Annotated in this window: 16 protein-coding genes; 7 read left to right on the top strand and 9 right to left on the bottom strand. The window is 63.3% G+C overall.

The genetic code is table 11. The annotated features are described in order from the left end of the window. Positions 1 to 128: 128 nt before the first annotated feature. From araD1 to K5E37_RS26180, 7 genes are all read left to right on the top strand, one after another. Positions 129 to 1121, top strand: a complete 993-nt coding sequence (gene araD1 / locus K5E37_RS26150; protein WP_085603078.1) for an AraD1 family protein — start codon at positions 129 to 131, stop codon at positions 1119 to 1121. Between the two features lie 9 nt (positions 1122 to 1130). Beyond that, complete coding sequence (locus tag K5E37_RS26155; RefSeq protein ID WP_221535532.1) at positions 1131 to 2711, top strand: aldehyde dehydrogenase (NADP(+)); 1581 nt, start codon at positions 1131 to 1133, stop codon at positions 2709 to 2711. Positions 2712 to 2940: 229 nt separating this feature from the next. Then, positions 2941 to 3249 carry a DUF5629 family protein gene (locus tag K5E37_RS26160; RefSeq protein ID WP_085605117.1) on the top strand — a complete coding sequence of 103 codons (309 nt, stop codon included), beginning with the start codon at positions 2941 to 2943 and terminating at the stop codon, positions 3247 to 3249. Beyond that, positions 3246 to 4421 (top strand): lactonase family protein, encoded by a 1176-nt coding sequence (locus K5E37_RS26165; protein WP_221535533.1) that lies wholly within the window; start codon positions 3246 to 3248, stop codon positions 4419 to 4421. The genes K5E37_RS26160 and K5E37_RS26165 overlap by 4 nt, the downstream gene beginning before the upstream one ends. A gap of 156 nt (positions 4422 to 4577) precedes the next feature. Next, on the top strand, positions 4578 to 4757 hold the full coding sequence (locus tag K5E37_RS26170) for a hypothetical protein (RefSeq protein WP_007941320.1): 180 nt from the start codon (positions 4578 to 4580) through the stop codon (positions 4755 to 4757). Between the two features lie 255 nt (positions 4758 to 5012). After that, a complete protein-coding gene (locus tag K5E37_RS26175; RefSeq protein ID WP_085603084.1) occupies positions 5013 to 5225 on the top strand; it encodes a hypothetical protein in 213 nt (70 codons plus the stop codon). Continuing rightward, the gene (locus K5E37_RS26180; protein WP_115078204.1) at positions 5222 to 5479 is read left to right on the top strand and encodes a hypothetical protein; all 258 of its coding nucleotides are present in this window, start codon (positions 5222 to 5224) and stop codon (positions 5477 to 5479) included. Before K5E37_RS26175 ends, K5E37_RS26180 begins: the two co-directional genes overlap by 4 nt. A gap of 5 nt (positions 5480 to 5484) precedes the next feature. On the opposite strand, the gene K5E37_RS26185 is transcribed toward K5E37_RS26180, so the two are convergent. From K5E37_RS26185 to K5E37_RS26225, 9 genes are all read right to left on the bottom strand, one after another. Continuing rightward, on the bottom strand, positions 5485 to 6069 hold the full coding sequence (locus tag K5E37_RS26185) for a glutathione S-transferase (protein ID WP_221535534.1): 585 nt from the start codon (positions 6067 to 6069) through the stop codon (positions 5485 to 5487). After that, positions 6066 to 9707 carry an AAA family ATPase gene (locus K5E37_RS26190; RefSeq protein ID WP_221535535.1) on the bottom strand — a complete coding sequence of 1214 codons (3642 nt, stop codon included), beginning with the start codon at positions 9705 to 9707 and terminating at the stop codon, positions 6066 to 6068. The genes K5E37_RS26185 and K5E37_RS26190 overlap by 4 nt, the downstream gene beginning before the upstream one ends. Then, positions 9704 to 10948 (bottom strand): exonuclease SbcCD subunit D C-terminal domain-containing protein, encoded by a 1245-nt coding sequence (locus tag K5E37_RS26195; RefSeq protein WP_221535536.1) that lies wholly within the window; start codon positions 10946 to 10948, stop codon positions 9704 to 9706. Before K5E37_RS26195 ends, K5E37_RS26190 begins: the two co-directional genes overlap by 4 nt. A 95-nt stretch (positions 10949 to 11043) precedes the next feature. Then, positions 11044 to 12684, bottom strand: a complete 1641-nt coding sequence (locus K5E37_RS26200; protein ID WP_221535537.1) for a BatD family protein — start codon at positions 12682 to 12684, stop codon at positions 11044 to 11046. Then, positions 12681 to 14417: a VWA domain-containing protein gene (locus K5E37_RS26205; RefSeq protein ID WP_221535538.1), complete on the bottom strand. Its 1737-nt coding sequence runs from the start codon at positions 14415 to 14417 to the stop codon at positions 12681 to 12683. The genes K5E37_RS26200 and K5E37_RS26205 overlap by 4 nt, the downstream gene beginning before the upstream one ends. After that, entirely contained in the window at positions 14414 to 15493 is a 1080-nt protein-coding gene (locus K5E37_RS26210) for a VWA domain-containing protein (protein ID WP_221535539.1), read from the bottom strand. Before K5E37_RS26210 ends, K5E37_RS26205 begins: the two co-directional genes overlap by 4 nt. Then, positions 15486 to 15983: a DUF4381 domain-containing protein gene (locus K5E37_RS26215; protein ID WP_039766825.1), complete on the bottom strand. Its 498-nt coding sequence runs from the start codon at positions 15981 to 15983 to the stop codon at positions 15486 to 15488. Before K5E37_RS26215 ends, K5E37_RS26210 begins: the two co-directional genes overlap by 8 nt. Beyond that, entirely contained in the window at positions 15980 to 16924 is a 945-nt protein-coding gene (locus K5E37_RS26220; RefSeq protein WP_007959332.1) for a DUF58 domain-containing protein, read from the bottom strand. The genes K5E37_RS26215 and K5E37_RS26220 overlap by 4 nt, the downstream gene beginning before the upstream one ends. A gap of 5 nt (positions 16925 to 16929) precedes the next feature. After that, complete coding sequence (locus K5E37_RS26225) at positions 16930 to 17889, bottom strand: MoxR family ATPase (RefSeq protein WP_007913915.1); 960 nt, start codon at positions 17887 to 17889, stop codon at positions 16930 to 16932. Positions 17890 to 17909 lie beyond the last annotated feature (20 nt).

The following is a 17909-nucleotide window of genomic DNA, read 5'->3' on the forward strand; positions in this document are numbered from 1 at the left end:
CTGTGGGAGCGAGCTTGCTCGCGAAGTGGTCGGCACATTCAACATTTGTGGTGACTGATGCACCGCCTTCGCGAGCAAGCTCGCTCCCACAGGGATCAGCGGTGTTTTTGAGGTAATAGGAGAAAAACATGCATCTGGTTCAATTCGAATTGAGTAGCGGCGAGCGCCGTGTCGGGGTGGTCGAGGACGGTCTGGTGCGTGAAGTGCAGGATGCGCGCACGGTTCGCGATCTGGCCCTGGCCGCGATCGAGGCCGGCAGCACCCTCGCGCAGCAAGTGCAAACCCTGGGCCTGGGCATCAGTCACGATTACGCCGAATTGCTGGCCAACCTGCGCATCCTGCCGCCACTGGATCACCCGGACCCGGCGCACCTGTTGGTCAGCGGCACCGGCCTCACGCACCTCGGCAGCGCCTCGGCCCGGGACAAGATGCACCAGCAGGCCGGCGATGAAGCGGCGATGACCGACACCATGCGTATCTTCAAGTGGGGCGTGGAGGGCGGCAAACCGGCGGCGGGGCAGGCGGGCGTGCAGCCGGAGTGGTTCTACAAAGGCGACGGCAGCATTGTCGTGCGTCCCGGTCAGCCGTTCCCGCTGCCGCCGTTTGCCGAAGACGCCGGCGAGGAACCGGAAATGGCCGGCCTCTACATCATCGGCCACGACGGCAAGCCGTATCGCCTCGGTTTCGCGGTGGGCAACGAGTTCTCCGATCACGTCATGGAGCGCAAGAACTACCTGTACCTCGCCCACTCGAAACTGCGCAGTTGCAGCTACGGCCCGGAGCTGCGCGTCGGTGAATTGCCGCAACACTTGGCCGGTACGAGCCGCATCCTGCGCGACGGCGAAGTGCTTTGGCAGAACGAGTTCCTCAGCGGCGAGGCCAACATGTGCCACAGCCTCGCGAACCTCGAATACCACCATTTCAAGTACAGCCAGTTCCTGCGCCCCGGTGACGTGCACATTCACTTTTTCGGCACCGCGACCCTGTCGTTCGCCGATGGCATCCGCACTCAGCCCGGCGACGTGTTCGAGATCAGCCAGGCCGAATTCGGCGCACCGCTGGTCAACGGCATCGCTCCGGTCGCAGCGGCATTCGAACCGGACAGCATCGGCACCCTTTAAGGAGATCCCATGACTCAGATTCTCGGTCACAACTACATCGGCGGTCGTCGCAGTGCGGCGGGCGACGTCAAGCTGCAAAGCGTCGACGCCACCACGGGCGAGGCACTGCCTCACGACTTCATTCAGGCCACGGAAGCGGAAGTGGACGCCGCCGCCAAGGCCGCTGCGGCGGCGTATCCGGCGTATCGCAGCCTCAGCGCCGAACGCCGCGCGCAGTTTCTCGATGCGATTGCCGATGAGCTGGACGCACTGGGCGATGATTTCGTCGCCGTAGTCTGCCGCGAAACCGCACTGCCGGCCGGGCGGATTCAAGGTGAAAGAGGGCGCACCAGCGGCCAGATGCGCTTGTTCGCCAAAGTCCTGCGGCGCGGTGATTTCTACGGTGCGCGCATCGACCTGCCGTTGCCGGATCGTCAACCGCTGCCACGTCCGGATCTGCGCCAGTACCGCATCGGCCTCGGCCCAGTGGCGGTGTTCGGTGCGAGCAATTTTCCGCTGGCATTCTCCACCGCCGGCGGCGATACCGCATCGGCGCTGGCGGCCGGTTGCCCGGTGGTGTTCAAGGCCCACAGCGGTCATATGGCCACCGCTGAGCTGGTCGCCGATGCACTGATCCGTGCAGCAGAAAAAACCGCCATGCCCGCTGGCGTGTTCAACATGATCTACGGCGGCGGTGTCGGCGAATGGCTGGTCAAACATCCGGCCATTCAGGCGGTAGGTTTCACCGGTTCGCTGCGGGGCGGACGGGCGCTGTGCGACATGGCCGCCGCCCGTCCGCAGCCGATCCCGGTGTTCGCCGAGATGTCGAGCATCAATCCGGTGATCGTGCTGCCTCAGGCCCTGGCCGTGCGTTCGGAAACTGTCGCCCGCGATCTGACCGCGTCGGTGGTGCAGGGCTGCGGTCAGTTCTGTACCAATCCGGGCTTGGTGATCGGCATCCGCTCGCCACAATTCACGGCATTCGTTGAGCAAGTCGCGGCGCTGATCGGTGATCAACCGGCGCAAACCATGCTCAATGCCGGCACGCTGGGCAGCTACGGCAAGGGCCTGGAAAAACTCCTGGCGCACGCCGGCATCGAGCATCTGGCGGGCAATCCGCAACAGGGCAATCAGGCGCAGCCGCAGTTGTTCAAGGCGGAAGTCAGCCTGCTGATCGATGGCGATGAAGTGCTGCAGGAAGAAGTGTTCGGCCCGACCACGGTGATCGTCGAAGTGGCCGACAAGGCGCAGCTGAGCGCGGCGTTGCAGGGCCTGCATGGACAACTGACGGCGACAATCATCGGCGAGCAGGCGGATTTCGAACGCTTCCCGGAACTGACGCCTTTGCTGGAACAGAAGGTCGGGCGGATCCTGCTCAATGGTTATCCGACCGGTGTCGAAGTCTGTGATTCGATGGTTCACGGCGGGCCGTATCCGGCGACGTCCGATGCCCGCGGCACCTCGGTGGGTACGTTGGCGATCGATCGCTTCCTGCGCCCGGTGTGCTTCCAGAACTACCCCGACAGCCTGCTGCCGGAACCGCTGAAAAACGCCAACCCGTTGCGTATTCAGCGGCTGGTCGACTGCAAGCCATCGCGCGACGCCCTCTAACTCACGCCACATGATCGTTCCCACGTCGAGGCGTCGAACCGTCCGCGTGGGAATGCCTCGAGGGACGCTCCGCGTTCCAGCTCTGGAAGGGACGCGGAGCGTCCCGGGCTGCATTCCCACGCAGAGCGTGGGAACGATCAAGAGCTGGAGCGTTGGAGCGATCAGGGCGGGAGCTCAGCGCCTGCTTTGAGCTATCATTGGCCCTTTCCCCCTGAAAGACATGATTGCCATGACTGCCGTAACCGACACCCTTCTCAACGCCCTCGAACACTGCGGTATGGTCGAAATCGACGGCCTGCACGCTTTCGAATTCGCCCTCGACGAAGACGACAACCTGCACATCGAATGCATCGATGGCCGGGCAGCCAAGCATTGGGAGTTCACCCCGGCTCAGGTGGCAGCGGCGACGTTTGATGAAGATCTGCAGAGCTGGCTGATCGTCGGTTTTTCCAGCGACACCAAAACCGTTGGCGAACACCGTCTGGTCTGCCTTGGCGATGTACTGAGCAGCGCCGACGACGAGGATGAAACCGAATGAACATGCGTAAATTCTGGCCATTGCTGATGGCCGGCAGCGTCGGCGCGATGGGGCTTTCCAGTGCCTCGGCCGAAAGCTTCCAGTTGCTGGTCGGCTCCTACACCGCCGGCACCAGCGAAGGCATCTACCGGATGAACTTCGACAGCGCCACCGGCCAGATCGACGCCAAGCCGCTGCAAGTGATCAAGAGCGAAAACCCGTCGTGGCTGACCCTGTCCAAGGATCAGCACCGGGTGTTCGTGGTCAATGAAAACGGTCCTGGCCAGACAGATCCGGTCGGCCGCGTCAGCAGTTATTCTATCGATCCGAAGACCCACGTCCTGACCCTGATCAATCAGGTCCAGAGCCTGGGCAACGAGCCGACCCATTCGAGCCTCAGCGGCGACGCCAGCCATCTGTTCGTCAGCAACTACTCGGTGGTTGAAGATCCGGGTGGCACCCTCGCGGTGTTGCCGGTGGGCAGCGACGGCAAGCTCAAACCGGTGGTGCAGATGAGCGCGCACCCGGCGAGCCGGGTCAATCCCGAGCGTCAGGCCTCGAACCACGTGCACTCGACGGTGTCCTCGCCGGACGGTCGTTACGTGTTCTCCAATGATCTGGGCGCCGACAAGGTCTTCATCTACCAATTCGACCCGAAAGCCAACCCGGATCTGCCGCTGACCCCGGCGAAAACCGCGTCGGTGCAACTGCCAGCCGGCAGCGGCCCGCGTCATCTGCTGTTCAGCGCTGACGGCAAACACGCCTGGCTGACCATGGAAATGAGCGCTCAGGTCGCAGTATTCGACTACAAGGACGGCGTCCTGACCCAGACGCAAATGGTCGATCTGGCTGCCGGCCAGCCGACGTCGGACAAGGCTGCCGCCGCGCTGCACGCGTCTGCCGACGGCAAATTCCTCTACGTCAGCAACCGTGGCACCGCCAATCAGTTGCTGGTGTTCGCAATCGACCCGGCCAGCGGCCAGCTCAAGGAACTGCAACGACGTTCGGTGGAAGGCGATCACCCGCGTGAGTTCAGCCTCGATCCGAGCGGCAAATTCCTGCTGATCGCCAACCAGAAGAGCAACCAGATTGTCGTGGTCGAGCGCGACGGCAAGACCGGTCTGCTGGGCAAAACCGTGCAAAAACTGCCGATGGACGCCCCGAGCGACCTCAAGTTTCTCGTGCGTCAATAAGCCGCAGGCCCCGGTCTGCGGGGCCTGAAGCTTTGTATTAATCCTGCTGATAACAGGTAATGTTGCAAAGCATTTCAAGCGATCAACCCTCGAGCGTTAAGTTTGCTTCACGGCCCAACCGGGCAAGCAAGCCAACTGAACACGAGGGTTACCGCCATGAACTTCAATCTCTTCTCCGTGATTGCCGCCTCCGCCATCTCCGCCACCGTGGCTCTGCCAGCCAGTGCCAACGTTGAAATCAGCGACAAAAAATCCCACACCCAGAGCTACACCCAGAAATACCTGCAACAAAGCGCCAACTTCTACGCCGCGCTGGATCACAAAGCTCAACACTGAAATTTCCGTCACGCCCTGGAACTGCCCAAGGCTGCGATCCTTTGATCTTGTTTATCAAAAAGCAAAATCAAAAGATCGCAGCCTTGGGCAGTTTTTTGCCTGCTTAATGACCGGCGATAGCTATTTTCAAACGGCGAGATAGACCGGCTAAATAATCAACGAAGCTGATGGTTACTATGGAAAACCCTGAGTGGTTACCCCGGCTTTTTTGATCGATTCTGTGGGCCTCGAAACATTGTCCACGGAGCACACATCATGGCCACTTCAATCATCACTTCCGCCAAACGCGGCGCCTACGTGGCCATCGGTCTGTACCTGGTCATGGTGCTGTTTGTCAGTCTGGCGTCGCAGTCGCAACACAGCTTCGAAGCACCGATCGACGTCGCCCATCCCGGCATCCAGTTCGAACTTCGCTCGCAAAACGCGGCGGTAGATTCGGCTGAACTCGCGGGAGTCGGCGGAGCATGAAAGGCTACAGACTCTGGGTCATCGCCGGACTGGCGTTCATGACCAACGGCGCTTCCCTGTTGGGATTCGGCCAGGGTTCGGTCGGCGGACTGGCCCGGGCCATAGAGGCCAACCACACCATCGCTCACAACATCGAACGGGCCAATGCGCTGGGGCTGCTGGCCGGCAACCCACCGGTGAAAACCCCCAGCGGTTTTCTCGGCCCGTTCGAAGTGGATTGCTCGGCCATCGGCATGTGTGAAGTGCTGGCGTAACGCGCCTACTTTTTCATGATGCCGGTGAACAGCTCCGACTCCAGAAACCGCTGCAACCAGGCCTGCAACCGCACGTAAGGCGTCTGTGCAAACCAGTCACGATCAACATGGGCGAACTGGCGAACGAACGGCAACAGCGCGATATCGGCCAGGCTCGGATGATTGGCCAGCAAGTAAACGCGACCCTCAAGCAATTCATCCAGTTTCTGCAAGAACAGAGCACCTTCGGCGCGATAAACCTCCATCGGCTGTTCCGGATAGCGCTCGGCGTACTTGTAGCGATTCAAGTGAACCTTGAACACTTGATCGTTGGCTTCGATCAACTCGGCGATCCTTGAATCGCCACCTAGCAACCAGTCATCCGGATCATTCTGCGCCAGCGCCCAGCGCATGATCTCCAGGCTTTCATCGATCACCTGACCGCCCGCATCCAGCACCGGCACCGTGCCCTTGGGCGAGATCGCCAGCATCTGGGCCGGTTTGGCTTTCAGGCTGACTTCGACGATCTCCACCGGCACACCCGAATAACGCAGGGCCATCCGCGCCCGCATCGCGTACGGGCAGCGGCGGAAGGAATACAGCGTGTTCATTTCACCTCCAGTGTGCTCAAACCGTTGCCCTGGCGCTGTACCTGAATCTGCACCGGAATCCGCTCGTGCATTTCCTGCACGTGGGAAATCACCGCGACCTTGCGGCCCTGCGCCTGCAAACCGTCGAGGGCGTCCATGGCCAGTTGCAGGGATTCCGGATCGAGGCTGCCGAAGCCCTCGTCGATGAACAGCGATTCGATCTTCAACGTGCTCGACGCCATCGAGGCCAGACCCAGCGCGAGGGCCAGCGACACGAGGAAGGTTTCGCCGCCGGACAGCGAATGCACCGAACGCAGTTCGTCGCCCATCTCCGTGTCCATCACCAGCAGGCCGAGCATGCTGCCGCCGCGCTTGAGGCGATAGCGCTTGACCAGTTGCCGCAGCTGCACGTTGGCGTGATGTACCAGCAGGTCGAGGTTGTAGGCCTGGGCGATCTTGCGGAAGGTGTCGCCGGTGGCCGAGCCGATCAGCGCATTGAGTCGCGCCCAGCGCTGATACTCGGCATAGGCGTCGGCGATCTGCTGCGCGAGCGCCTGATTGGCGTTCTGGCGGCGCTGGTCTTCGGCTTGCTCGGCGCGCAGTTCGGCGCATTGCTGTTCGCTGGCCGTGCACTGGTTTTGCAGGTCGGCGAGGGCGCTGGCGAGTTGTTCGGCATCCAGGTTGCCGTTGTGCTGGGCCTGATGGTCGAGCAGGCGCTGATCGCGTTCCTGGAACAACACCTTGGCCTGTTCAACGGCTTTTTCGTTGCGCTGCAAGCGCTGGTGCAGTTCGTCGACTTGCGCATCATCGACCCGCAGCAGGTCTTCGAGGCCACCGTCATCCAGCTCCGGATGGCGTGCGCGCCAGTCGGCAATCTTGCCGGCCAGATCGCGGTCTTCGCTTTCCAGCGCTTGCAGACGTTCCTGCTGCGCTTTCAGCTCGGCGGCGATTTGCACGAGCTGCGTACGCGCTTCCTGCAGCGCCTGAGTCGTCGTGGATTCGGCGTTGCGCGCCTGTTCCACGGCCTGTTCCAGTTGCTGCTGCCAATGCTCGGCGCAGGTGTGATCGCCCAGTAATTGCGCAAGCTTCTGCTGGCTGGCGAGTTGCTGTTCAGTCAGCGCGTTGAGCTGCTGCTCAGCGTTTTGCAGCAGCTGTGCACGGCCCTGTTGGCGATCCTGTTCTTTCTCGAGCGTTTGCTGGCGTTGTTGCTGTTCGGCCAGCTCTTCCTTCTGCTGATCGACTTGCGCCAGACGTTCGGCAATCTGCCGGTCAAGCTGCATGAAGGTCGCGGCCGGCTCGGCGCGCAAGGCGTCGAGGGTGTCGCTCGGTAGCAGTGTGGCGAAGGCCGCCAGCTCCTCGTCCAGACGCTGGCGGTCAGCGCTCAGCTCGCGCTGCTGATTGCTCAGGTGCTGCGACGCTTGCTGGTGTGCGGTTTCGGCCTGACGCAATTGCTGGGTCAGGCGCGCCGCATCCTGTTGCAGCGTGAGCAGGGCGGTCTGGCGCTGTTCGTCCTGGGTGATGCTCTGGTTCAGTTGATCGTTCTGGCGGGTTAGCCACGCAGCTCGCTTGTCACTGTCCTGATTCAGCAACGATGCCGCCAGCGGATGCGCCTCGATGCTTGGCGTCAGCGTTTGCTGTTGTGCCGCCAGTTGTTCCTGCTGTTGCAGCAACTCTTTCTGTTGGGCAATCACGCCACCGACACTGGCACGCAGTTCGGTGAGTTTTTCCTTCAGTTGATCGACCGCTTGCTGCGCGCGGGCCTGCTCGCTTTCATCATGACGGCCAAGACTTTGCAACAGGGCTTCCGGCTGGTGATACGGATGCTCGTTGCTGCCGCAAACCGGGCACGGCTGGTCGTCCTGCAACTGCGCGCGCAGCTCTTCGACACTGGCACTGCGGGCCAGACGCTGACGCTCGAGCAGTTCACGGGTGACGCTAAGAGTCTGTTCGGCGACGGTCAGCTCGGACTTGGTTTTCACCCCGTCCTGGGTCAGGCGCTCGCGCTCCTGTTGCGCATCGAGCTGACGCTGTTGCAGTTCGGCATTGCGCTTGTCCAGATCCTGCTGACTGGCCCACAGGCGCGTCATGTCTTCGATGGCGCGCAGTTGCTTGCGGTTGTCCTGCAACAGAGTGCCGAGGATGCCGATCTGCTCGGCGACGGCGTCCGGCTCGGCGCCGGCCTCCTTGAACAGCACTTCCAGCTGCTGCTTTTGCGTGGCGAGCGCTTCGGTGGCGCGAGTGGCGTTTTCTTCGAGGGAAGCGAGTTCGCTTTGGCCCTTGTTCAACCGATTGCCAATCAGCATCAGTTGCTGCAAGCGGTCGCGATAGGCATTCCACGCTTCGCTCAACGGTGCCAGATGAGTGCTTTGCTCAAGATCGGCGGCAATGCGCTGCAAGCGTTCGGCGACCTGTTTCTGCTGATCGAGCAGGGTCTGGATCGCGCTTTGGCCCTGAGTGCAGGCTTGTTCTGCGGCGTGCTTCGCTTCGGTGCCGGTTGCGACATCCTTGGCGAGGCGGGCGAGGGTGCTTTGCTCCTCGAACGCCTGACGCAACAGCGGCGCGCCTTCGCTCTGCTGCGTTTGCGCCTGGGTCAGGGCAATCTGCGCTGCGGCGAGATCCTGTTCCAGTCGAGTCTGGCGCTCAGCCAGTTCGCCTTGTTGCTGGGTGTGCGCGTGAATCTGTGCGGCCAGCGGCGTCAGCTGGGTATCAAGTTCGGTTTTGCGGGCGAACTGGTGCCGTTGCGGGGCAAGTTGTTCGAGGCGGGTGAGCTTCAGACGCTCACCGGCCAGCGACTCCCTTTCGTGCTCGGCGCTGCGCAGTTGTTCGGCGGCGGCTTGTTGCGAGTCTTGCAGCCGCAGCAGTTCCTTGAGCCAGTCATGCTGCTGCTCGATTTGTTTGAGCTGCGCCTGCTGCAACTTGAGTTGTTGCTGGGCGGCATTGAAGCGCTCGTCGAGTTCTGCGCGAGCCTCGGGGGCCAGCGGGGTTACGCCGGTGGCCTGATCCTGCAACTGCTTGTGGGCTTCGCGGGCCTCCTTGGTCTTGTCGAATGCGCGGCGGCCGAGGCGGGTGTAGAGCGCGGTGTCGGTGAGTTTTTCCAGCAGTTCGCTGCGGTCGTTGTCGTCGGCTTTGAGGAACGCACTGAATTCGCTCTGGGCCAGCAGCACGGCGCGGGTGAATTGTTCGAAGTTCAGGCCCAGCGCGGCTTCAAGCTGAGTCTTGTACTCGCCTTTCTGGCTGGCGAGCAGTTGATCCTGATCGATGTCGCGCAGGCTCTGACGGCTGGCTTGCAACTTGCCGCCGGCCTTTTCCCGGGCGCGGTTGGCTTCCCAGCGCGCGCGATAGCGACGGCCATCGACGCCGACAAAATCCACTTCGGCAAAACCTTCACCGGTGCCGCGACGCAGCAGGGTGCGCGGGTCGCCGGTGGCGATTTCGCCGTCGGCGTCCGGCACCTTGGCGTCACGCCCGGTGTTGTTCAGACGCGGCACGGCGCCGAACAGCGCCAGGCACAGCGCATCGAGCAGAGTACTTTTGCCGGCGCCGGTCGGGCCGGTGATCGCGAACAGACCGGCGCTGGCCAGCGGTTCGGCGGTGAAGTCGATCTCGAACGGGCCGGCCAACGAGGCGAGGTTCTTCAAGCGAATGGCGAGAATCTTCATGGCTGCTCGCCCTCCATTTGTACGTCTTGCAGCAGCTCGGCGAAGTCCTTGAGCGTTTGCTCGTCGACCTCGCTGCCGTAGTTGTCGAGCCAGGCACGACTGAACAATTCCTGCGGCGTGAGTTGGTCCAGTTCGATCAGCGCGCTGCCGTCCTCAGCGCCGTCAGCTCCCCGGTTGCCGGCGTATTCGGCGGCAATTCGCACCAGTCGCACAGCCTTGCCTTGCAGGGCGCTTTCGACCTGATGGCGCAGATCCGGCTGCGGTTCGTCGAGGCGCACCCGCACTTCCAGCCACGGCTGGCGCTGGGTTTCGGCCAGCAGGTCGATGTTCGGCAGGTCGGCCAGTTGCAGCAGAACTTCCGCCAGTGGCGCAGGGCCGAGGCGCTGAAGATTGACGGAGCGGGGGATCAGCATCGGCTCGACGCTGACCAGGGTTTCGCCGTCCAGAACGACGTCGAGCACCTGATGCTGATAACTGATCTCCGAAAACGACAACGGGATCGGCGAGCCGCTGTAGCGAATCCGCTCTTCACCGTTGACCTTCTGCGGCTTGTGCAAATGGCCGAGCGCGACATAGCTGATGCTCGGCCCGAACAGGCTGGCGGGCAAAGCTTCGGCGTTGCCGATGATCAGGCTGCGCTCGGAGTCTTCCGACACCGAGCCGCCGGCCATGTGCGCGTGGCTGATGGCGACCAGTGCCTGGCCCGGCTGGCGCTTGGCATTCGCCGCTTCGATCAGCCATTCATGCACCTGACCAATGCCACGCAGATAGTTGTCACCCAGATGCGCACCGGTCACTTCGGCAGGCCGCAGGAACGGCAGCGCCAGGCACCATGCGGCGATTTCACCGGTGGCGTCCGGCAGCGGCAACAGCAGACGCTCCGCATCCAGTTGCCCGTCATCCAGCCACAACACCCGGCCCAGCGCATGGGTGCGCAAACGCCGCATCAACGGCGCGGGCAGCTCGATCCGCGAGCCGGAATCGTGGTTGCCGGCGATCATCACGATGGTCAGCAACGGCTGCTGCTCGTGGGCGCTGACGATGAAGTCGTAGAGGCGTTCCTGGGCTTTGACCGGTGGATTGACCGTGTCGAAGATGTCGCCGGCGATCAGCAGCACGTCCGGCTGCGCCAGCTTCAATTGGCGCAGCAGCCACTCGAGAAAACAGGCGTGCTCGAAATCGCGCTCCTGGCCGTGCAGGTTCTGCCCAAGGTGCCAGTCGGAGGTGTGAAACAGACGCAAGGCTGACTCCGCAATATAAAGAGGTGATGGCCGCAGGAAAAAGGCGCGGCGAAAAAGAAGAGAGTTTACGGGCAAAAGCCTCGATCGGACTGCAACTACTTCGGATAAAGCGGCGGCAACCCGCTGTCCCCGACCGGATCCTGCACCCGTTCCGCCGTCGGAATCGTCCGGATCGCCCGCCACAGATCCTCACCCTGCCAATGCTGCCCGGTCTCGCTGTACAGCGCGCCGTTCAAGCCGTCGAGTGCATCCGACAGGGGGACAAACCGCGCCGCCATATCCGCCAGGGTTTCCGGCTGTTGGCGGGCCCAGGCGTCGAGGGCCTGGCGGGTGGCGTGGGGGTCGTTGGCCTGGCTGGCGCGTTTGATGTCGTCGAGCAGGGTGCGCGGGCTCGGGCCGGTTTGTGCGGCGCGCAGAATTGCCGGTTGCCAGCGGGCACGCCACCAGAGGCCGAAGCCGAGCAGGGTGGTGCAGGCGAAAACGAACGTGCTGAGTTTCCACCACCACAAGGCTTCGCTGTCGGCCGCGCTGAGCGGTTGCGCGCTGCCGGCCGGGGTGTCGACTTGCAGGCTCGGGTTGTTCGCCACTTGCAGGGTGCGCGCCGGCAGGCTGGTGTGTTCCAGGTGATCTTCGAAGGTGTTCCACCAGACCACGTCTACCGTTGGCAATTCGATCGAGCCACTGCGGCTCGGCACCAGCGCTTCGCGTTCTTCTCGGCTGCCGATCAGGCCGCGGTCGCTGCTCTGGTTGTTCAGCACCGGTTGATCCGGATAGCGGCGCAGGCCATTGGCCTCGGTGGCGGGCAGGGCGGGCAGCTGCGAGCTGGCCAGGCCTTCGACCTTGAGGGTCAGGCTGCGGGTCAGGGAGTCGCCGACCTGAGTGTGTTCCGGCTCCGGGTTCCAGCTCTCGCTCAGGCTCAGGCTGCGGGCCGGCAGCCACGGTGCGTCGCTGGGGTAGGTCATCGGTTTCGGTTTGACCGTCAGCGACGTGGCGCTGGAGCTGACGCGCATCAGTTTGCCAGGCTTGGGCCCCTGCGCCGTGGGGTCCTGCGAGGGCTGGGTGTCGACCAGTGTGGCGCTGAACGTCTGCGGGGCGATGCTCAGTAAACCGCTGTGCTGCGGATAGATCGCATAACGCATCTCGATCACGCCATGGCGCACACCGTTGATGTCTTTTTCATAGGTGCGCATGTCGCCCAGTTGCTCGATGCGCGCGTCGGCGATCTGCAACGGCGTCAGGCTGCTGTCGTCGTACAGCGACACCGAATGGTAGATGCGCAACGTCAGGATGGCCTGGGCCTGCACATAGACGTTGGTCTGGTCGAGGCTGGCTTCGATGAACACCGGTTCGCGGGCATTGTTCTCTTCGCGGGTGTCGCTCTCGATCACCTGCACGGTGATCGGCTGGCTCTCGACATCGCCCAGTTTCAGCGGCGGGATTTCGACGCTGCCGTTCTGCTTGGGCAGCAACGTGATGATCCAGCGAGTGGTGGCGCGGTTGTCACCGTTGAGCGTGTTCAACTGGTTGACCTGACGCGTGCCGCGCACTTCGAACAGCGGCTCCAGCGGGCTCAGATCCGGTTTGCCGAACTGCGTGACATCGTTGGATTCGAGGGTGAGTTCGACCGTCTCGCCGGAATTCAGGCGACTGCGATCCACACTGGCCGTCAGCTCGGCCGCCTGAGCGGTGGCCGTGCAGATCAGCAGGGGCAGCAAGAGAGCGGTGAAACGGGTCATCGAATGTTTTCCTGATCCTGATGTTGTTGCTGTTCGTACCAGAATTTGCGTCGCAGCAGTTCGCCCGGATCATCCGGGATCTTGCCCAGCCATTGTTCCAGCGCCTGCTGTTGCTCGCCTTCGAGGTTGTCCTCATTGGGGCGCAGCAGCGGCGGTGTGTTCTGTTCTTCGCCCGGTTCGCTTTCCGGCAGCTCGTTGGCACCCGGCAGCGGCGGGGTGGTCGGCGGCGGCTCGCTGGCGGACTCGCCGGTTTGCGGCTCGCTGTGGGTTTCGCTTTTGACCGCTGGCGGCGGAGCGGTCGCTGGCGGTGGTTCATCGCCCGGTATGTTTTGCTGCGCCGGTTTGTCTTGCGGTTCGGCCGGCGGCGGGGCGTTTTTCTGTTTCAGCAGGTTCTCCACCAGCGCCTTGTTGGTCAGCGCCGGACGCAGATCCGGCTGGCGTTCCAGAGCCTGTTCGTAGGCGTCCAGCGCTGCTTCCAGCTCGCCGCCTCTGGCCAGGGCGTTGCCACGATTGTAGTGGGCGTGGGCGTCATTGCCCTCGGCGAAACGCTGAGCGGCGCCACTGTAGTCGCCGGCCTCGTACAACGCCACCCCTTGCCATTGCGGATCTTCGAAATGCTTTGCCGCTTCGGCCGGGCGCTTCTGTTTGAGCAGATGCAGGCCTTGTTGATCGGGGCGCAGCCACAGGTCCTCGAAGTCGAAGGCATAGCTCGGTTGCGGCAATGCCAGCAGCAACGGTAGGCAGAACAGCCAGCCACGCCGCCCGGCGCACGCGGCGAGCAACAACAGCGGCAACAGCAGCCAGTAACCCTGATCGGCCCAGGTGTCGAGGCGCACGGTCTGGCCATCGTTACGCAGGCTGCGCGGGCCATCGAGCAGGCCGAGGTCGCCCAGATCGGATTCATCCAGCCGTGCGCTGCGGTATTCGCCGCCGACCGCGTTGAGGAATGCGCCGAGGCCCGGGCTGTCGAGTTGCGGCACCCGGATCGCGCCCTGGGCGTCCTTGAGGAAACTGCCGTCCTCCTGAGCAATCGGCGCGCCCTCGGCGGTGCCGACGCCGAGCATCAACAACTGCGCCGATTGGCCGCTGAGTGCATGGCGAATGCCCTGGCGTTCTTCTTCCGACAGCGAAGAACCGATCAGCAGAATCCGCCCCTGACCCAACGCACCCTGCTTGAGCAACGCCAGCGCTTTGCTCACCGCCAGATCGGCGCGATGGCCGCTTTCCGGCATCAGCGAAGGCTTGAGCGCGTCGAGCAGATTGCGACTGGTCGCCAGGTCATCCGACAGCGGCACCAGCGTGTGGGCGCTGCCGGCGTAAACGACGATGGCGGTCTGGGCGTCGCTGCGCACTTTCAGCAGGTCGAACAGCTTGCGCCGGGCCTGTTCCAGTCGCGTCGGCGGCGAATCGGTGGCGAGCATTTCCGGGGTCAGCTCCAGCACCACCACCAACGGATCGGCGGGTTTCTGGCTGGTCTGTTCGACCCGCTCCCAGCTCGGCCCGAGCAACGCCAGAATCGTCAGCAGCCAGGCCACGCTCAGGGCGACCCACGGCAACTTGCTGTCGCGACCGCTGCCACCACTGAGCAGCGTAGCGTGGAAGGCCGGCGGCAGAATCATCTGCCAGCGACCGGCGCGTTTCTGCCGGTGCCAGAGCTGCCAGATCAGCCATCCGAGCAACGGCAGCAGCAACAGCCACCAAGGACGGAACCAGTGCGGCCAGAGGGCGATCATCGGCGCCTCCGCAAACGCAGGCGCTTGAGGCGCTCGCGCCAGTCAGGCAGGGGGCTTTGCAGATACAGCTCCTTGGTGAACAGCCGTTGCAGCGGGTTGTCCGGCCACAACACACGGGCCACCAGCAAGATGCTCAGCAGCAGGGCGAACGCCAGCGGCCACTGATACAACGCCTGCGCCGGACGGGCCTGGGTCGGTTGTTGAGTCACCGGCTCGAGCTGGTCGAGGGTGTCCTTGATCGCTTGCAGTTGCTGGCCGTCGCGAGCGCGGAAGTACTGGCCGCCGGTGACCTCGGCGATGGCCTTGAGCGCCGGTTCGTCGAGATCGAGGGTCGGGTTGCCGCCGAGCAACGCCGTGGCGCCGCTTTCTTCAGGATCGGCGCCGATGCCGATCGGATAGATTTTCACGCCTTCGCTGGCGGCCAGTTTTGCGGCGGTCAGCGGGTCGATTTCGCCGCCATTGTTCGCGCCGTCGGTGACCAGAATCAGCACTCGGCTCTGGGCCGGGCGCATGCGCAGACGCTTCAGGGCCAGGCCGATGGCGTCACCAATTGCGGTGTTCTTGCCGGCAATGCCGATCCGCGCTTCATCAAGCCAGACTCGAACGGTGCGCCGGTCAAACGTCAGGGGTGCTTGCAGATAAGCCTGGCTGCCAAACAGGATCAGACCGACGCGGTCGCCATCGCGGCTTTCGAGAAAATCGCCGAGCAAATGCTGAACCAGCGACAGGCGACTGACGTCTTCGTCTTTCCATTGCATGTCGGGGAAATCCATCGAGCCGGACACGTCCACCGCCACCAACAGATCACGACCGCTGGCGGCAATCGGCAGCGGTTCACCGAGCCATTGCGGGCGGGCGGCGGCGATCAGCAGAAACAACCACAGCAGCATGAACGGCGCTTGCTGGCGCCAGGCTGGCAGATTGGCCCGGGCGCGGCGGCGAGCGAGGCCTTCCAGGTCGCCCAGGAAACTCACTTTCAACGCCGGCTCGCCACTGTCGGCCACCGGCAGCACGAGGCGCATCAGCCACGGCAGCGGCAACAGCAGAAAGATCCACGGCCAGGCGAACTCAAACATGTTTGCGGATCCAGGTGTCGACTGCCTGGGTCAGGCCGGCGATGGCTTTGTCGTCGAGTTTGCACTCGGGTTTGTAGGCGCCTTCGACGAGCACCATCCAGCGGGTCAGGCCGGCGGCGGGGCAACGGTTGTCGAGAAACGCCAGCCATTTGCGGCCGTTGAGGGTATGGCTCTGACTGTAGGGATAGTGGTTGCGGCACAGGCGCTTGAGCAGGCCGTTGAGCTGCTGCAGCCAGGCCCCGGCCGGGGCGCCGTCGTAGGGTTTGGGCATCTGCGCCAGTTCGGCGAGTGCGGCGATGCGCACCGGATCGAGCGGCAGTTCGGCGCGCACGACCGGTTTTTTCTTGATCGGAATGAAACGCCGCAGTCGCCAGACCGCGAAACCAATCACCGGCAGCAGCAAAAGCAGCAGCCACCAGCCCGGCGCCGGCGGCCAGAAGGCAATCGGTGGCGGGGAGATCAGCGGTTGCAGTTGTTCGAGGCCGTTCATCGACCTTTCCCCGGACGCTGCGGGTTAAGGAATTCGCGCATCTGTTCGACCATTTCGCTCTGGGTGCTCAGCGGCATCAGCAGTACGCGCAGCTTCTGCGCGAGCAACTCCCAGCGGGCGATGCGCGCTTCGGCCTGGGCGCGGTAGGTCTGGCGCAGGTCGAAGTTGAGGGTGTCGAGTTCCAGCTGCGCGCCGCGTTCGGCGAATCTCAGCAGCCCAGCAGCGGGCAGGGCGTGGTCCAGCGGATCGGAAAGCGGCAGCATCAAAAGGTCGCAATGGCGCGACAACAGGCTCAATTGCTGCTCGGCGCTGTCGGACAGTGCGCGCTCGTCGCAGATCACGATCACCAGACTGCCCGGTCGCAGCACTTCGCGGGCCCGGCGCAACGCCACGCCAAACGCATCGCGATCCGGCTCCCGCTCGCTGTGCAGCGACTGATTGACCTTCACCAGCCGGTTGAGCAGTTGCAAAAGGCTCTGCTTGCTGCGACGCGGTTTGATTTCGTAGTGCTCGTTGTCGCCGAACACCAGCCCGCCCACCCGGTCGTTGTGACCCAGCGCGGCCCAGCCGATCAGCGCCGCTGCCTGCGCTGCGAGCACCGACTTGAACATCAGCCCGGAACCGAAAAACAGCCGCGTGCTTTGCTCGACCATGATGAAAATCGGCCGTTCACGTTCTTCATGGAACAGTTTGGTGTGCGGTTCCTGCGTCCGCGCGGTGACGCGCCAGTCGATGGTGCGCACGTCGTCGCCGGCCTGATAGACCCGCACCTGATCGAAGTCGACGCCACGACCACGAAATTTCGAGTGGTGCAGGCCGATCAGCGGACTGCGCTGGCTCGGCGTGGAAAACAGCTGCACTTCGCGCACGCGGTGACGCATCTCGATCAGCTCGGCGAGGCTGATGCGGATGCCCGGTTCGGACGGCAGAGAGGCGTTCATCGGGGTCAAGCGACGGCTACGACGTCGAGAATCCGTTGCACCACCCGATCCTGGTCGATGCCAGCGGCTTCGGCCTCGAACGACAGAATAATGCGGTGACGCAATACGTCGAACAGCACAGCCTGGATGTCTTCCGGGCTGACGAAGTCGCGACCGGCCAGCCAGGCATGGGCGCGGGCGCAGCGGTCGAGGGCAATGGAGCCACGGGGGCTGGCGCCGTAGGCGATCCACTCGGCCATTTCCGGGTCGAACTTGGCCGGGTTGCGCGTGGCCATGACCAGTTGCACGAGGTATTCCTCCACGGCGTCCGCCATGTACAGACCGAGGATTTCCTTGCGCGCGGCGAAGATCGCCTGCTGGCTGACCCGGCGTTCGGGCTTGGTTTCGCCGTTCAGGGCTTCGCCACGGGCCTGTTGCAGGATCCGGCGTTCGACGGCGGCGTCCGGGAAACCGATTTTCACGTGCATCAGGAACCGGTCGAGCTGGGCTTCGGGCAGCGGATAGGTGCCTTCCTGCTCGATCGGGTTCTGCGTGGCCATCACCAGAAACAGCGGCGACAGCTCGTAAGTACTGCGCCCGACGCTGACCTGACGTTCGGCCATGGCCTCAAGCAGCGCCGACTGAACCTTGGCCGGGGCACGGTTGATTTCGTCCGCCAGCACCAGGTTGTGGAAGATCGGGCCTTGCTGGAACACGAAACTGCCGGTTTCCGGGCGATAGATCTCGGTGCCGGTGATGTCGGCGGGCAGCAGGTCCGGGGTGAACTGGATGCGATGGAACTGGGCTTCGATGCCCTCGGCGAGCTCTTTGATCGCTTTGGTCTTGGCCAGGCCCGGAGCGCCCTCGACCAGCATGTGGCCGTCGGCGAGCAGGGCAATGAGCAAGCGCTCGATGAGTTTTTCCTGGCCGAGAATCTGCGTTGAAAGAAAGGTTCGCAGCGCCAGCAGCGCTTCACGATGTTCCATCGATGACTGTTCCTGGAAAG

Source organism: Pseudomonas sp. RIT778, from assembly GCF_019718735.1.
GTDB classification, from domain to species: Bacteria; Pseudomonadota; Gammaproteobacteria; order Pseudomonadales; family Pseudomonadaceae; genus Aquipseudomonas; species Aquipseudomonas aphyarum.

Excerpts from the sequence above, each read along its gene's own strand:
- araD1 (WP_085603078.1), top strand. The coding sequence starts at position 129 with ATGCATCTGGTTCAATTCGAATTGAGTAGCGGCGAGCGCCGTGTCGGG.
- K5E37_RS26155 (WP_221535532.1), top strand. The coding sequence starts at position 1,131 with ATGACTCAGATTCTCGGTCACAACTACATCGGCGGTCGTCGCAGTGCG.
- K5E37_RS26160 (WP_085605117.1), top strand. The coding sequence starts at position 2,941 with ATGACTGCCGTAACCGACACCCTTCTCAACGCCCTCGAACACTGCGGT.
- K5E37_RS26165 (WP_221535533.1), top strand. The coding sequence starts at position 3,246 with ATGAACATGCGTAAATTCTGGCCATTGCTGATGGCCGGCAGCGTCGGC.
- K5E37_RS26170 (WP_007941320.1), top strand. The coding sequence starts at position 4,578 with ATGAACTTCAATCTCTTCTCCGTGATTGCCGCCTCCGCCATCTCCGCC.
- K5E37_RS26175 (WP_085603084.1), top strand. The coding sequence starts at position 5,013 with ATGGCCACTTCAATCATCACTTCCGCCAAACGCGGCGCCTACGTGGCC.
- K5E37_RS26180 (WP_115078204.1), top strand. The coding sequence starts at position 5,222 with ATGAAAGGCTACAGACTCTGGGTCATCGCCGGACTGGCGTTCATGACC.
- K5E37_RS26185 (WP_221535534.1), bottom strand. The coding sequence starts at position 6,069 with ATGAACACGCTGTATTCCTTCCGCCGCTGCCCGTACGCGATGCGGGCG.
- K5E37_RS26190 (WP_221535535.1), bottom strand. The coding sequence starts at position 9,707 with ATGAAGATTCTCGCCATTCGCTTGAAGAACCTCGCCTCGTTGGCCGGC.
- K5E37_RS26200 (WP_221535537.1), bottom strand. The coding sequence starts at position 12,684 with ATGACCCGTTTCACCGCTCTCTTGCTGCCCCTGCTGATCTGCACGGCC.
- K5E37_RS26205 (WP_221535538.1), bottom strand. The coding sequence starts at position 14,417 with ATGATCGCCCTCTGGCCGCACTGGTTCCGTCCTTGGTGGCTGTTGCTG.
- K5E37_RS26210 (WP_221535539.1), bottom strand. The coding sequence starts at position 15,493 with ATGTTTGAGTTCGCCTGGCCGTGGATCTTTCTGCTGTTGCCGCTGCCG.
- K5E37_RS26215 (WP_039766825.1), bottom strand. The coding sequence starts at position 15,983 with ATGAACGGCCTCGAACAACTGCAACCGCTGATCTCCCCGCCACCGATT.
- K5E37_RS26220 (WP_007959332.1), bottom strand. The coding sequence starts at position 16,924 with ATGAACGCCTCTCTGCCGTCCGAACCGGGCATCCGCATCAGCCTCGCC.
- K5E37_RS26225 (WP_007913915.1), bottom strand. The coding sequence starts at position 17,889 with ATGGAACATCGTGAAGCGCTGCTGGCGCTGCGAACCTTTCTTTCAACG.